Origin of the sequence: Streptomyces amakusaensis (genome assembly GCF_039532665.1) — a bacterium.
Taxonomy (GTDB): domain Bacteria; phylum Actinomycetota; class Actinomycetes; order Streptomycetales; family Streptomycetaceae; genus Streptomyces; species Streptomyces amakusaensis.
In genome coordinates this window covers 53715-68756 of record NZ_BAAASB010000009.1, presented here as the reverse complement: position 1 = coordinate 68756, position 15042 = coordinate 53715, and the positions used below count along the sequence as shown (strand labels likewise).

Here is a 15042-nt window from a genome sequence, read left to right as displayed (position 1 = left end):
CGTCAGTGGGAGCCGATCGATCGCAGCATGTTCAGCCGGGCCGCCCGGCGGGCCGGCCAGATCGCGGCGAGTACGCCGACGGTGAGGCCGAGGAGGAGGTAGAGGCCGAGCCGGGCCCAGGGGAGGTCGGTCTCGTAGGCCGGGAGGGCCGCTCCGGCGAGGCTGCCGCAGGTCCAGGCGAGGAAGACTCCGGTGCCGATGCCGAGGAGAGCGCCGAACAGGGAGATGACCACGGACTCCAGGGTCACCATGTGTCCGACGCCCCTGCTGCCGAGGCCGATCGCGCGCAGGAGGCCGATCTCGCGGGTCCGCTCGAAGACGGACATGGCCAGGGTGTTGACGACGCCGAGGATTCCGATGACGACGGCCATGGCGAGCAGGCCGTACATCATGCCGAGCATCTCGTCGATCATGCCGGACTCGGCCTCGATCAGCTGCTCCTGGTCGCGCACCTGGAGGAGGGGGCTGTTGCCGAGGGCTTGGCGGATGTCCTGGTCGAGGCCGCTCGCGCGGTGGCCGGGGGCGGCCTTGAGCAGGACGCTGTCGAGTTTCCCGCCGTCGGCGTGCGGAAGGACGTCGTCCATGGTGGCGACGGCGTGGCCGATGGCACGGGTGTACTGGTAGACGCCGGCGACGGTCAGCTTCGTGCGGTGGGCGTCGAAGCCCAGGCCGCCGGTGAAGGTGTCGCCCGTCGACAGGCCCGTCCGTTCGGCCAGTTGGTCGGAGAGGACGATCCGGCCGGGGCCGAGGTCGGCGAGTGAGCCGGTACGGAAGGTCAGGTCGGACACCTCGCCGAGGCGTCGCGGTTCGGCACCGGCCAGGGTGGTGAACTCGCCCCGTACGTCCAGGACCGAGGAGGCGAGGGGCGCGGTGTCCGTGACGCCCGGGATCCTGGCGACACGGGTGGCCAGGGCGGGCTCGATGCCGCCGGACCCGGCGTTGGACACCTTGTAGTCGGCGGTCAGCCCGCGTACGGCCTCGTCCTTGAGCGCGGCCTCGACGGAGCCGCCGGCCACGTTGAGGCCGGTGATGAGGGTGAGTCCGATCATCAGGGCCGAGGCGGTGGCGGCGGTGCGGCGCGGGTTGCGCAGCGCGTTCTCCCGGGCGAGCCGCCCGGTGACGCCGAAGAGCCGGGTGGTGACCGCGCCGATGAGCAGGACCAGGGGGCGGGAGAGCAGCGGCGCGAGCACGATCACGCCCGTCAGGGTGAGCACCGAGCCGAGCCCGGCGATCAAGATGTTGGTTTCGCTGCCGTCCTTCTGGGCGGAGAGATACAGCATGATGAGGACGCCCAGGCCGGCGAGCAGCCCTCCGAGGATGTCGCGGAGCAGGGTGCCGGAGGGTGAGGGGGCCTGGTCGACGCCGCGCAGCGCCTCGACCGGCGCGATCCGCGCGGCCTTGCGGGCCGGGAGCCAGGCGGACAGCACGGTGACGCCGACGCCGACCACGAGGGACCAGACCCATGCGTTCGTGGAGATCACCAGGGGGCCGTCCGGAAGGCCCGCGCCGCCCGTGTTGAGGAGCGGGCCGAGGCCGGCCGCGATTCCCAGGCCGAGGGCGAACCCGGCGGCCGAGGAGAGGAGTCCGAGGAGGGCGGCCTCGATCAGTACCGCGCGGACCACCTGGCGGCGGGAGGCTCCCACGGCGCGCAGCAGCGCGGTCTCCCGGCCGCGTTGCGCGATCAGCATGGTGAAGGTGTTGGCGATGATGAAGACGCCCACGAACAGCGCGATCCCGGCGAAGACCAGGAGCATCCGGGTGAGCCCCTTGGTGCCCTCGGCTATCTGCCTCGCCTGCTCGTCCGCGAGCCGGGCGCCGCTGGTCGCCGTGATGCCCTCGGCGGGCAGCAGCGCGCCGACCGCTCGGGTGAGTTCCTCGTTGTCGGTGCCCGGGGCCGAACCGACGGCCAACTCGTCGAACCGGCCCGCCCGCAGGAAGAGCCGCTGCGCGGTCCCGGTGTCGAAGAGCGCCAGGGTCCCGCCGGCGGTGACGCGCGGGTCGTCGGTGTCGACGGTGCCGACCAGCTTCTTGGTGAGGGTGGGGCCGTCGACGGCGAAGCGCACGGTGTCGCCGACGCGGTAGCCGGCCTTCTCGGCGGTACGGCGGTCCAGCGCCATCTCGCCGGGGTTCACCGGGCCGCGTCCGGCGGCGAGGGGGAAGCGGCTGTCCCGGCCGCCGCGCCCGGTGTCCGGCGCGTAGTTGGTCGCCAGGTTCTGCCGGCTGTTGTCGGCGTTGAGCGGCCGGCCGTCGCGGGCCGCCAGTGTGGCGGTGCCGTTGACGACGGGGTGCACCGACGCGACACCGGGTACGGTACGGATCCGGTCGGCCAGATCGCTGGTGAGCGCGGTGGTGCGCCCGCCGCCCGCCCCGCCGTCCGGTGTGGTCTCGATCTCGGTCTCGGCCTGTACGGATACGGCCACGTCCTCAAGGCTCTTCGCGGATGCGCCGCGCAGCGCCTGGACGGCGGTGTCGCCGAAGACGAGCGTGCCGGAGACGAAGGCGACGCCGAGCATGACCGCGAGGGCCGTCATGCTCAATCGGGCTCGGTGCGCGAGGACATTGCGCAGGGCGGTACGGAGCATGGTGTTCCCGGTTCTGGGGTACGTGAGGGAGTTGTCCGAACGGTGGTGGCGACGGGAGCGGGTCAGGAGCCGAAACGGCGCATCAGATCCAGGACGCTCTCGGCGGTCGGGGCGAGGAGTTCGTCCGTGATCCGGCCGTCGGCGAGGAAGATCACGCGGTCCGCGTAGGAGGCCGCCACCGGGTCGTGGGTGACCATCACGACGGTCTGGCCCAGCTCCCGTACGGAATCGCGGAGGAAGGCCAGGATCTCGGAACCCGCACGGGAGTCCAGGTTGCCGGTGGGCTCGTCCGCGAAGATGATCTCCGGGCAGGAGACGAGGGCGCGGGCCACCGCGACGCGCTGCTGCTGTCCGCCGGACAGCTGGGCGGGGCGGTGGCCCAGCCGTTCGGAGAGACCGACCTTCGCCACGATCGTGTCCAGCCACCGCTGGTCCGGTTCGCGGCCGGCGATGGCCATCGGCAGGGTGATGTTCTCCAGCGCCGTCAGCGTGGGCAGCAGATTGAACGCCTGGAAGACAAAACCGACACGCTCCCGCCGTACCCGGGTGAGCTGCCGGTCGTTCAGCGCGGACAGTTCGATGTCACCGATGCGCGCGGAGCCCCCGGAGACCGAGTCGAGGCCGGCCACGCAGTGCATCAGCGTCGACTTGCCGGAACCGGACGGGCCCATGATGGCGGTGAAACGGGCGCGTTCGAACTCCACGGAGACCGAGTCCAGGGCGACGACCCGGGCCTCGCCCTGGCCGTACACCTTGCTCAGGGCGGTGGCTCCGGCGGCGGAGACGGCCGGTGGGCGGGCGGGCACGGACGCGGCTGTCTGCGTCGGCATTGCGGCTCCAGCGGTGAGGGGAAGGGGGTGCTTCCATCCTCGGCGCGCCGCGGGTCCGAACCGTCGGCCTCAGGGTGTGAAGGGAGCGTCTGCCGAAAGGCGGGCCGACGGGCGCGCGTAGTACTCCGGTCGTACGGCCCTCTCGGCCCTCTCTGTCTTTCGGCAGAGCCGGGCGCGGCCCCCTCCCGCGCCCCGGCTCAGGCGAGCAGCCCCGCCCGGTACGCCAGTACCGCCGCCTGTACCCGGCTTTCCGTGGCCGTCTTCTCCAGGATGGCGCTGACGTGGGTCTTCACCGTGCCCACGCCGATGCCCAGCCGCCGGCCGATCTCCGCGTTGGCGAGGCCCCGCGCCAGCAGCGCCAGGACATCGCGCTCCCGGCCGGTGAGGGCCGCCAGGCGCTGATCGGCACCGTCGTCCGCCGCCTTCCCGGCCGCCGCGGGCGTAGCTGCGGCGGCGGCGGTACCAGCGGCACTGGCGGTGCCATTGAGCATCCGCTCGATGACGGTGCCGGTGACCCCGGGCGAGAGGACCGCGTCGCCGACGGCGGCGGCCCGTATCGCGCGGATCAACTCTTCCGGCCCCTCGTCCTTGAGAAGGAAACCGGTGGCACCGGCCCGCAGCGCGCGGGTCACGTTCTCGTCGTCGCCGAAGGTGGTGAGCATGACGACCCGGGGGCGGGGCCGGAGGGCCAGGAGCCGTTCGACCGTCGCGAGCCCGTCGAGCACGGGCATCCGGATGTCGACCAGCGCCACATCGGGGCGGGTCTCGGTGGCGACCCGTACGGCGTCCTCGCCGTTCACCGCCTCACCGACCACCTCGATGCCCTCGGCATGGCGCAGAATCAGCTGGACGGCATGCCTGATCAGCTCTTCGTCGTCCGCGAGCAGCACCCTGACGGGGCGGTTCCCGGAAGCGGAAACCTCGGCGGACTCGGCGGACTCGGCGGACTCGGCGGACTCGGCGATCTCGATGGACTCGGTCATGGGGACTCCCACGGTGGTGTCTGCGACACCATCGGCACGGTGAAGTGGTCGATCGCGGCCAGCGTGTCGCCGCGGAAACAGTATCGGGTGATCCTGATGTGCCCCGGGCCCTCGGCGTCCCGTCCGGCGGCGGCGGGCCCCATGGTCTTCGGCGCGGCGCTCCCGGGCACGGGCACGAGGACTTCGTCCTTCACCCACGGGTAGACGCAGCTCGTCACGGACTTCGGGCGGGCCGGCTCGTGGCCCGTGGCCGCCGCTCGGGCCAGCGAGTGGTCCCCGTCCCCGCGGGCCTCCATCTCCTGGCGGGACATTCCGATCCGGGGCGGCTCGTCGTAGTCGACGGGGTCCTCCGTCCGCAGCTGGCCGACCAGGATCAGACCGAGAATCATCATCAGCCCCACGCCCGCGAGGCCGAACAGCCCGGTCAGAGCGGTCACGGCCACGCGGAGGACGCCTCGGGCCTCCCGGTCGGGACCGGCCCCGAGTCCGGGCCCGGCCGGCGGTTCGGCCCGCGGAACGTCCCCCGGGCCGGCGATCGCCGTCTCCGGATCCGGTCGCGCCGGGATGCGGGCCGTGACCGCGAAGCCTCCCACGGGCGTCGGGGCCGCCTCCAGGGTGCCGCCGAGCAGCGACACCCGCTCCCGCAGCCCGACGAGTCCGCGCCCCGTGCCCAGACCGGCCGGCGCGTCGCCGGTCACGGGCGGCAGCCCGTTCCGTACGAGGATCTCCACCCGGTCGTCGGCGTGCGTGACCGCCACGGTGACATGCGCTCCGGCGGCGTACCGGTGCACATTGGTCAGGGACTCGCGCACCACGCGGTGCACCGCGCGCCGGACCAGGGCGGGGTGATCGCCGAGATCGGGGCCGTCCCAGGTGAGGTCGAGATGGATGCCGCCGAGGCGGGACTCCTCGGCCAGGGTCTCGATGTCGGACCGGGTGCCCGTGGTGTCGGTCAGCGCCCCGGTCCCGGTGTCCCGCCCCAGCGGACCCAGCACGCCGAGCACTTCCCGAAGCTCGCGCAACGCCTCGCCCGCGGCCCGGCGTACCCGCGCCGCCTCGTCGCGCAGTTCGGGCGACTCCTTCCGCAGCGCCATCTCCAGACCGCCGCTGTGCAGCGACACCAGGCTGAGACGGTGGCCGACCAGGTCGTGCATCTCCGCGGCGATCCGGGACCGCTCGTGGATCCGGGACTCGCTGGCCGTGAGACGGCGGACCGTCTCCGCGGCGACGGCGCGTTCGCGCAGGGCCCGCAGCAGCCTGCTCTGCTGTTCGTTCGCGATGCCGACGAGGGCGGGCACGATCAGCACGGTGGCGGCGAGCATGCCGCCGAGGACGAGCCCGACAGCGTGGCCGCCCAGGCCCTGGCGCGGGGCGAAGTCATGGACGCCCACCCCGTAGCGCGGCGCGGAGACCACGCAGACCAGCATCGTCAGGGCGGCCGACGCCAGCAGCACGGCGGTCCGGCGGCGGTGGGACGCCAGCTGTCTGGCCGTGGTGTACGCGATCACCGCGACCGGCAGTCCGGCGGCCGGCAGCAGGCCGAGGACCATGGCCGCGCCGAGCAGGCTCGCGATCGGATGGCGGCGGCGGACGGCGAGCAGGGTGAGGACGACCGCCGCCAGAAGGAGCTGCGCGGCGCCGGGGAGCGAACCGCTCAGGTCCCACTCGTTCAGCGGGTCGGGGAGCAGTATCAGCACCGCGCCGCCGGTCACTTCGGCGAGCGCTCGCCACATGCCCCGGCTCTTCTCGCCGGGAGCAGCGAAGGGGCCGCGTGAGGTGAAGGTCATCAAATAATGATGAAGGGTGCCGGCCAACACCCTTCATCACCTGCCGGTGCCGGTCGGCTGCCGGTCAGATGCCGACCGTGGTGAAGGGGCGGCACCGGAACGGCTGGGAATGCTCGGGGTCGAGCCGGTTGAGGACGAGCTGGGCCACATTCGGGTCGATGGCCAGACCGAGATGCCCGGCCGAGTCCGGCCCGCACTTGTCCTGGAGCACGATGTTGGTGACGCCGTCCCCCGTGAGCAGGCCGTTGGTGTACGGGGTGACGACCCTGTCGTAACGGGTGACGATGCTGGTGTACGTCGGCCCGGGTACGGCGACGGGACCGTCGTTGAGCTTGGCGAGGAAGGCGGAGCCGGGCAGATAGTCCGTACAGGCTCCGCATCCGACGCCGGTCAGCAGCCCCTGGAGCTTCAGCGCGGCGGCCAGGCTCGCGAGACCGTTCAGCGTGGTGCCGCGGAAGTTGGAGCCGAACCCGACGAAGTCGTCGACCTTCGCCGCCCCGCCCAGGTACTTCATGTAGTACGCGGGGACGGTGGTCCCCTCGGAGTGTCCGACGATGTCGACCTTCGCCGCCCCCGTCGCGGCGCGCACCCGGTCGACGAAGCCGCCCACCTCGGCGGCGCTGTCCGCCATCGGGGCGAGCCCGCCGGCCAGTCCGCCCAGCACGGTCCTGCCGTACGTCTCGGAGAAGACGCAGTAGCCGGCCGAGCGCAGGGTGGGGGCCAGGGTCAGGAAGTTGTCCCAGCTGTTGCCGCCGAGCCCATGGACGAGGATCACCGGCTCCGGGTGGGCGGCGCTGGGCCGGCAGGACCAGTTGTTCCACCCCGAACGGGGCGGGGTGTCGGCCGAGGCCGTCGCGGTCAGGGTGGTCGAGGCGAGTACGGACAGCGCGAGCGCTGCCAGGAGCGTGCGGAGCTTGGCCATGGGGCGACTCCTTGTTCAGCGAGTGGTTACCCGGTAGTAGAGCACGCACCCTTATTAGGAACAAGGCATCGTTTCCAAAAAGGGCGTGCCGATTCGACCCGCCGTCCGGGAAGGTTCCGGGAAGGTGTCAGGAGTCGCCGAGTCCGGAACTGACCACGGTGTAGAAGCGGTCGAGCCCGTCCTGGAGAGCCGCGCGATCGGCGGGCCGCGCGGCATCGGCTTCCGCGCCCGCGCCGGTGTCCAGAAGCCAGTCGGCGATGATGTCGAAGAGGCCGCCGATCAGCCCCATGGCCACCGCGTGCGCGTGCGGGCCGGTCGCGATGCCCAGCCGCTGCCAGACCGTCTCGACGAAGGAGGCCGCCCACCGGCGGTTGGTACGGCGGTGGGCCTCGGCCAGCGGTGTCACGGCCCGGCCCTCGCCGAACGTCACCCGCGCCACCCGCACATCGTCCACGAAGGCGTCCGCGAAGTGGCGGATGAGAGCCCGCGCGGCCCCGCTCTCGTCCCGATCGCCGCGTTCGTCCAGCTGGTCCAGCTCGTCCAGCGCCGAGGTGAGGCGTCCGGTCACGTCCACGACGATACGGTCGAGCAGCGCCAGATACAGGGCCTCTTTGCCGGTGAAGACCTCGTAGAAACTCTTGGTCCCGACGAACGCCCGCTTGCAGATCTGTTCGATCGAGGTGTCCTGGAACCCCTGGCCGGAGAACAGCTCCAGCCCCGCGTCGAGCAGATCCTCACGACGCCTCGCCCGCCGCTCCACGGCGTTCAGCCCCCGGATCCGCCGGCCCTTCACACCCTCGTCCTCCCCCGCCTGACCAGCCATCGGCCCAACATACAGGCCCTTACAGCAGTACGCAGACGGGCAGCACCGGCAGGACGAGGGGCACGGGAATGCTCCCCCTCGCCCCGCCGAACAGCGCGAGTGTGGGTATGCCGGAGGTGGCGAGCATCGGCGCACCACCAGACAGGCCACGAGCGCCGCCACGCAGGTGACGGCGGCGTGGGCGCGCAGCCACCAGATCACGAGGGCGACAGTTCGGGCTCGTACGAGCAGTCCTGCACGGAGCGCAGGTTGCGCTGGAACCAGGTCTTCTGCGCCTCGGTCGGCATCGCGCCCACGGTCAGGACGGTCTCGCGGTCCGGGACCAGCAGGCTGAACTCCACGCGCTCGGCCGGGGTGAGGCCCACCCTTCGGAGCTTGTCGCCGGCCTCTTTCGACCAGCGGACGAAGGGCGGAAGACGCCGCGCCGTACGGGGTCGAGTCCGGCCGTCGGCTCGTCCAGCAGGATCAGCTCCGCCCGGTGCACCAGCGCCTGGGCGATGCCGAGGCGGCGTAACCGCGTACGCCGCCTTCTCCCGGACGGTGAGTCCGGGCACCGGCTCGATCCGCCGCGGCAGCCGGCCGATCCCGCGTCGGCACTCGCCTCTGTCGCGCGACCGGGCGCTGTCCAGCGAACTCCAGGCGACCCGGACGGTCTTGGGGGCCAGGGCCGGGGACCCGAGGGAGAGCGGTGTGGATTTGCCCGCGCCGTTCGGCCCGAACAGCACCGTATGGCCGGTGGGGAACTCCAGGGTGAGCGAGTCCAGGACGGGGGTACGGGCTCGAGAGCCGGCAGTGCAATCCGTATAGCGCGGCGACACAGGCGTTTCCCGGGGGTCGGGGGAGATCGACACGCTGGGCCCGGTATCGGTTCCGCCGATTCCGGCTCAGGGCGGCGGCGCTGCCGTCGAGACCGCCGAGGACAGTGGATCTCCGGCGACCGGCACCCGGAATCAGTAAATCCTCCGCCGTATCACCCTCCCTGAGGGGATATCACGTGTTCAAGAGGAACTCCTCAGGGCCGGAAAAACGGCATGGCGAACTTCCGACACCGAGGCATATCCGCAAGTCAGGGACATCGGGTCGGACATGGAGTCACCCATAACCAAACTTCTGACACGTATCGCGGCATATACCCCACCGAACAAGAAAGCACCCTTGATCATCCGATTGCGAGGCGCATATTCGTTGCTCGCGCCCCGGGGCGGACTTTAGGCTCGGCCTCATCAATTGCTCGACAAAGAGATGCAGTTGGGGGAAAAGTGAAAAGGATGTCTCGCTTCAAGAAGATCGGCGTCGCCGCTTCGGCGGCAAGCGCTCTCGTATTCATCGGCGCCCCGCAGGCGTCGGCCAACTGGTCCAGCCACATCGACAGTTGGACCGATGGCCAGGAGTCCCGCCGCTGGTCCGACAATGGAACCTACAGTCAGGTTCAGTTCCGTGACTGCTACGCGCAGAACGCGGGCAGTTCGGCGCAGAAGGTCAGCCTCATCATGTGGTCCCACATCGCCCTCGCGCCCGACAAGAAACTCGACACCAAGACCTTCACCAATTGCTTCAACGGCAACACGTCCTGGAGCAATGGCGAGTGGACGGACGTCCCGGCCGGACCGAACACCCTGTACTTCGAGGCGGACAAGGTCGGCAACGGCGGTTCGTGCTGCCTGCTGTTCGTCAGCGAAGTCAAGGTCGACACGTCCAAGGCAGACTAGCGACCCGAAGGAACCCTCGGTCGCCAAATCGGACACAGAGGCACACCAGTACCACACCCAAGCGAGAACTCGCCAAGTTGCCTTGACGCTGGCTTGATCGGCACCTCTGGAGAGTGAGTCCGAACGGAGAGTCGGCACCCGGAAGTTATGCTCCGGCCACCGACTCTCCGTTTCACATGGAGCGATCTTTGAGAATTCGCACACGCATAAGAACGTCCAGCGCCCTGCCGGCGCTCCCCTTAGCCCTTGGCTTTGTCGTTCTCTACTACACCGAGAACACCCACAGCCAAATCGACTTCTTCAGCATGTACCCCGATGCTTCGGTTCTGGTCCAGCGCCCCATTGAATCGATGTACGCGTTCGCTTACGCCGTGGTGTCGGCCACGGCCGCATGGCAGGGCGCACGCCTCAAGGAAGCGAGAGTATGGGAGTCGGCACCGTACCGTAAGACCTGGCAGATCATCGCGGCGGCCCTTGTGCCCATCGCCGCACTGGGCTGGCTGATGCTTCTCACTCCGGTGGTGATGGCCTTCGTCCAGACCCCCGCGGTGCCCACCGTCCGGAGCCTCCTTCCCCTGCTCCTGGGGATGGCCCTCACCGTGGCACATGCACTCATCGGCTTCACCGTCGGGCAGAAGGTCAAACCCCTCGTCGCCGCACCGGTTCTTCTCTGTCTGACCTTCGTGGCCGTGGCGTTCTCGCATGCGGTGGAGACCACGTGGCTCCGCCATCTGGCGGGAGAGTACTCGGCGGCCCTGGGCTTCGGGGAGAGTGCGACCTTGCTCTCGATGCTGGCGCAGATCCTGCCCACCACCTCGCTGGCGGTGGCCGCGGCCGCGTTCTGGACCGGCCTGTCCACCGTCGCACGACTGGCCGTCGGGGCCTCCGTGGTGGCGCTCTGCACCGCTTCGTCGTACCTGATCGTCAAGGACTGGGGCTCCAACCCGCCGGTGAGTGTCTCCATCGACAGGAAGTGCGTGGGAGAGGGTCCGCGCATCTGTATGCCCGAGGGTGCCCAGCGGGTGGACCAGGCGAAGAGGGCAGCCGACGAGACCTACAGGATGTTGATGTCCTACGGCATCATTGATGCTCCGCCGGAGGCCGTCCACGACACCATGCTTTTCGGGCGATTCACTCAGAAACCCACAGCGGCCACTCGGTATCTACCGCTCTCCACAGCGCAGCGGGAAGGTTCGATCGAGAAGTACATCATCAAGGATTCGGCCCGCCCGGCCTGCCGTATCCCGACGACGGAAGAATCGCGAAAGATCCGCTTCTGGCTGGACCTCAAGGTGAATCAGACTCCGACGTTCGAGTCCGTCTCGACCGGAGACCCTTATTACACTCGCGAGAAGCACTCGGCCATCATGGGCGAAGTGAAAAAAGTGTCCGGTCTCTCTGCCGCAGGACAGAAGAGCTGGTACAGGGAGACGGCGGAGAAGGCATGTGAGGGACGCCCGTGACGTGGTGGCTCAAGGCTCGCCGAATCCACCCGACGCTCACATACGGCGTCGGGGCTTTCGTTCTTCTCACCGTCCTCCTTCAAGACATGTCGCTGGTCCTCCCCGCCCTGAGCCTCTCCGGCGGAAACATGACCGCTCTGTCCCTGTTCACTCCGGTCATCGTGGTCGGAGCCATCGCCCAGACGCTCGAAAACCGGCTGCCCGAAGCCGAGGAATCCGGAATCCGGTCCATACGCTCACTGGACAGCGCATTGATCCTGTCCACCCTGGGGACAGTGACGGTCGCGACCCTGATCGGCGGCTGGACAACCGACTCCGAGAACGCGATGCAAGCGGGGCGCGATGTCTGCTTCCTCACCGGCTTGATGCTGGTGGCCCGGTTCTTCATCGGGCGTTCGGGCGTCATTCTCCCGCTGGCCTGGATCTTCGCTGTCGTCCTGGCCGGGCGTGAGACCGGAACCAAGTACCACGACTGGGCCGTCACAGCACTCCCCATCGACACACTCCATGCCGCTGTCGCGGCCGTGGCTTCCCTTGGACTGGGAATCGCCCTCACCCATCGCACGAGGATTCCGCTATGAGTATCGCCTTCACCGGCTGCACCTACCGTTACGGGCGCAAGCTGCGGCCCGTTCTCAACGATCTCTCCTACCGGACGCCCGACGGGGTGACGATTCTCCTGGGACCCAATGGCGCGGGAAAGTCGACCGTCCTCAAGCTGGCCGCCTCGGTCATCAGACCGCAGTCGGGAAGAATCAGTGTCAACGGAGTCGGTTCACGCAGTCGGGAATACCGAAAGCATGTCGCCTGGATGCCTCAGAGCATCACGGCCATGGCCGGCCTCACCAGTCGCGAGCAAGTCGCCTATGCGGGCTGGCTCAAGGGGATGAACCGGTCCGACGCCTGGGAGCACGCCAAGAAATCTCTCGGCATGGTGGATCTGGCGGAGAAGGCGGACTCGAAGGCGAACACGCTCTCAGGGGGCCAGCTCCGACGCCTCGGGGTGGCGTCCGCGCTCGTCCACGAATGCCGTGTCCTGCTGCTGGACGAGCCCACCGCCGGAATGGACCCCACCCAGCGTCGCACCTTCCGCACCATCCTGACGAATATTGTCGACAGAAAGGGCATCCAGATCCTCATGTCCACCCATGATGTGGCCGATCTCGCGGACGACGCCCACCACGTCACGGTGCTCCTCGAAGGACAGGTCCGCCACGACGGCACGACACAGGACTTTCTGAGCCATGCCGTGTCGGGAACACCGGAGGGGCGACGCGCCGAGTCCGCCTATACCGCGCTCACGACCCGTCACTGACCGTCGATCTCCCGCTCGTAGGCCGCCCAGATCAGCGGCGGGAAGGCGCTGCCCCGCTCGGAGTCCTCGCCGCCGACCCCCTGCATGGGCAGAAGGTGCGGCACATCGGGCTTGGTGCGGAACATCGCGATCGAGGTGCTCAGTTCCTCGTTCATACCGATGAACCAGGCTGATTTCATACGATCGTTCGGGCCCGTCTTGCCGGCCCAGGGCGGGAAATAGTGCCTCAGGCCCTCCGGATCCTTCGACGCTCCGACGGTGGTCCAGCCCACCTGGCGGAGCGCCGAGCCGACGATCGAGGCGGTCTCGGAGCTCATCGCCCGCCGCTTCTGGGGCGCTTCGAAGCCTTCGACCGCGCCGCCGTCGTGCTCGACCTTGGTCACCGAGTAGGGCTCGGTGGCCCGGCCCTCGTTGATGAAGGTCGTATAGGCGCTGGCCAGCCGGACGGCACTGGGGGTGGAGGTGCCGATCGAGAAGGTCGGCTCCAGCTTGGCCATGCTCTCCTCGCGCAGTCCCGACGCGACCGCGATCCTCTTGACCTCCTTCAGCCCGACCTTCTTGCCCGTCTCCACGAACGCGGTGTGGTCCGATTCGACCAGGGAGGAGTGAAGGTCCATGAGCATCGACGGCGCTCCCTCCTGGCCGGGCGTCAGCGGGACCGGGCCGGTGCCCCCGCCGGAGCGCTCCCCCTCGGCGATCCCCTGCTCCAGAGCGGCCGCGTAGACGAAGGGTTTGAACGCCGAGGCCGCCGGGACGCCCGAGGTGTCCGCGTTGTTGCTGAAGTGCTCGATCGCGTCGGAGCCTCCGTACACCGCGACGATCGCTCCGTCCTCGGGGCGCACCGAGGCCGCGCCGACCTGCACATGACGGTCGTCCGCGCGCTCCTTCGGGTCCAGGTTCTCCCCGCGCACCTTCTCGACCGCCTTGGTCAGCGCGAACACCTTGGCCTTGTCGAAGGTGGTGTGGATGCGGTACCCGCCGCCGGCGAGATCCTTGCCGGTGAGCCCGCTCCGGCCCCTGACGTACTTGTTGGCGAGGTCGACGAGATAGCCGATCTGCCCGGCCTGACTGGTCGGCTTGACGGGCGGTTTCGGCTCGGGGAACTTCGTGTACTTCGCGCGTTCCTCCGCGCTCATCGCGCCCGTCTCGACCTGCCGGTCCAGCACCCAGCTCCAGCGGTCCTCGGCCCGCTCGTGATTGGCGGCGCTCAGCGAGGGGTCGAAGCTCTCCGCACCCTTGAGGACGGTGGCCAGCAGAGCGGCCTGCGCGGGGTCCAGCTCCTTCGCGGGTATGCCGTAGTAGGCGTACGAGGCGGCCTGGATGCCGTACGCGTCCCGGCCGAACCACGAGGTGTTGAGATACCCCTCCAGGACCTCCGTCTTGGGCCGCTGATTGCTGACCTTCAGCGAGAGGAAGAGTTCCTTGACCTTGCGCTGGACGGTCTGGTCCTGGCTCAGATAGGTGTTCTTCACATATTGCTGCGTGATCGTAGAACCGCCCTGGGTCTCCTTGCCCTTGACGATATTGACGGCCGCCCGGCCGATGCCCGTCACCGAGACGCCCGAGTCGCTGTAGAAGTCCGCGTTCTCCGCCGCGATGACGGCACGCTGCACCGACCGGGGAACCTGGGAGAGCCTGACATCCTGCCGGTTCACATCGCCCACGCTCACCATCCGGCTCCCGTCCGCCCAGTAGTAGACGGTCGCCTGCCTGCGCGCGGAGTCGTGCGGGTTCGGGATCTCCACCTGTATGTAGATCGCCGTGAAAAGACCCACAAGGCTGCCGAAGAAAAGCAGGAACAGCCCGCAGACCAGCTTCCACGAGGGCATCCAGCGCCGCCAGCCCCGCCGGCCCCGCCTGGGATAGTCGATACGGAGCCGCCGGGCCGTCCGAACAGCCCTCCTCCGATGGCTCCTCGCCCTGCCCGAGGAATGCCGCCCGTGCTTCGAGCCCTCCGTCCGTTCCGGACCTCCGGTGGTACGCCTCGCGCGCTTCCTGCGGTTCGTGCGGCGATTACGGGTCAGCCTCATGCGGTACGCGGACCTCTCCTCGATCACGAGCCGTCGCTACGACGCGGTGATGGGCTCGGCCGGAATGATGTTCAGACTATGGCTGCGGTTGAGTCATTCACAAAATCTCCACAGGCGCTGAGGAGTTGATTCCGCTTCCGCAAGTCGGACAGGAGGCGGCATTCCCGGCAGACCGGCTACTCCTCCGCTTTCTCGTCCGCACGGATCGGGGCGTCGGGCTCCCGGGCCGTTTTATTCGAATCATCTGATCATTGGTCCGGGTGTGCCGTTGACTGTCGTCGGCGACGACCGGCGACGGGTGGCTCGTGCGCGCGGGACGTTCCGCTCTCCCCTCGCGATCACTCATACCCCTCCTCATCCCGTACCGCCGTCCCCGCACGGGGCCGATCCCGCGGTTCTCCCCCCGGCCCGGGGGCCGCGGGGGCACCATGGTGTGGTGAACGCTTCCGCCCACCGACCCGGCACGGTGTTTCTCCGTGCCGTGCCCGACCCCGCCGGTCGGGCACGGCACGCCGACGCGCGTGTTGCACCCGGATCCCGGAACACAGCGTTACCGGATCTCCGCGGAAGAGGACCAGGTGCCTCTTCCGTGTGGCCT

The 15042-nt window shown here is 69.2% G+C and carries 12 protein-coding genes and 1 pseudogene; 4 read left to right on the top strand and 9 right to left on the bottom strand.

The genetic code is table 11. The annotated features are described in order from the left end of the window. Positions 1-2 precede the first annotated feature (2 nt). The 8 genes and pseudogenes from ABD371_RS17600 to ABD371_RS35865 form a co-directional block, all read right to left on the bottom strand. Positions 3-2582: an ABC transporter permease gene (locus tag ABD371_RS17600; RefSeq protein WP_344477947.1), complete on the bottom strand. Its 2580-nt coding sequence runs from the start codon at positions 2580-2582 to the stop codon at positions 3-5. Positions 2583-2644: 62 nt separating this feature from the next. Next, complete coding sequence (locus tag ABD371_RS17595; RefSeq protein ID WP_344477945.1) at positions 2645-3412, bottom strand: ABC transporter ATP-binding protein; 768 nt, start codon at positions 3410-3412, stop codon at positions 2645-2647. 197 nt (positions 3413-3609) lie between these two features. Continuing rightward, entirely contained in the window at positions 3610-4395 is a 786-nt protein-coding gene (locus ABD371_RS17590; RefSeq protein ID WP_344477944.1) for a response regulator, read from the bottom strand. Next, positions 4392-6182, bottom strand: a complete 1791-nt coding sequence (locus tag ABD371_RS17585; protein WP_344477943.1) for a sensor histidine kinase — start codon at positions 6180-6182, stop codon at positions 4392-4394. The genes ABD371_RS17590 and ABD371_RS17585 overlap by 4 nt, the downstream gene beginning before the upstream one ends. 64 nt (positions 6183-6246) lie before the next feature. Then, a complete protein-coding gene (locus ABD371_RS17580; RefSeq protein WP_344477942.1) occupies positions 6247-7104 on the bottom strand; it encodes a lipase family alpha/beta hydrolase in 858 nt (285 codons plus the stop codon). 127 nt (positions 7105-7231) lie between these two features. Next, positions 7232-7927, bottom strand: coding sequence for a TetR/AcrR family transcriptional regulator (locus ABD371_RS17575; RefSeq protein WP_344477941.1), 696 nt, complete (start codon positions 7925-7927; stop codon positions 7232-7234). Between the two features lie 197 nt (positions 7928-8124). After that, complete coding sequence (locus tag ABD371_RS17570; RefSeq protein ID WP_344477940.1) at positions 8125-8292, bottom strand: hypothetical protein; 168 nt, start codon at positions 8290-8292, stop codon at positions 8125-8127. Between the two features lie 141 nt (positions 8293-8433). Next, positions 8434-8652 (bottom strand): annotated as a pseudogene (locus tag ABD371_RS35865) (ABC transporter); the annotation flags it as partial. A gap of 543 nt (positions 8653-9195) precedes the next feature. Between ABD371_RS35865 and ABD371_RS17565 the strand changes: the two are divergent. The 4 genes from ABD371_RS17565 to ABD371_RS17550 all read left to right on the top strand — a co-directional run bounded on the left by ABD371_RS17565 (position 9196) and on the right by ABD371_RS17550 (position 12414). Continuing rightward, complete coding sequence (locus ABD371_RS17565) at positions 9196-9636, top strand: hypothetical protein (RefSeq protein WP_344477939.1); 441 nt, start codon at positions 9196-9198, stop codon at positions 9634-9636. A gap of 188 nt (positions 9637-9824) precedes the next feature. Further along, complete coding sequence (locus tag ABD371_RS17560) at positions 9825-11099, top strand: hypothetical protein (protein ID WP_344477937.1); 1275 nt, start codon at positions 9825-9827, stop codon at positions 11097-11099. Beyond that, complete coding sequence (locus tag ABD371_RS17555) at positions 11096-11680, top strand: hypothetical protein (protein WP_344477935.1); 585 nt, start codon at positions 11096-11098, stop codon at positions 11678-11680. The genes ABD371_RS17560 and ABD371_RS17555 overlap by 4 nt, the downstream gene beginning before the upstream one ends. Continuing rightward, complete coding sequence (locus ABD371_RS17550; protein ID WP_344477933.1) at positions 11677-12414, top strand: ABC transporter ATP-binding protein; 738 nt, start codon at positions 11677-11679, stop codon at positions 12412-12414. Before ABD371_RS17555 ends, ABD371_RS17550 begins: the two co-directional genes overlap by 4 nt. On the opposite strand, the gene ABD371_RS17545 is transcribed toward ABD371_RS17550, so the two are convergent. Further along, on the bottom strand, positions 12408-14243 hold the full coding sequence (locus ABD371_RS17545; RefSeq protein WP_344477931.1) for a transglycosylase domain-containing protein: 1836 nt from the start codon (positions 14241-14243) through the stop codon (positions 12408-12410). The genes ABD371_RS17550 and ABD371_RS17545 overlap by 7 nt on opposite strands. Positions 14244-15042: the final 799 nt, after the last annotated feature.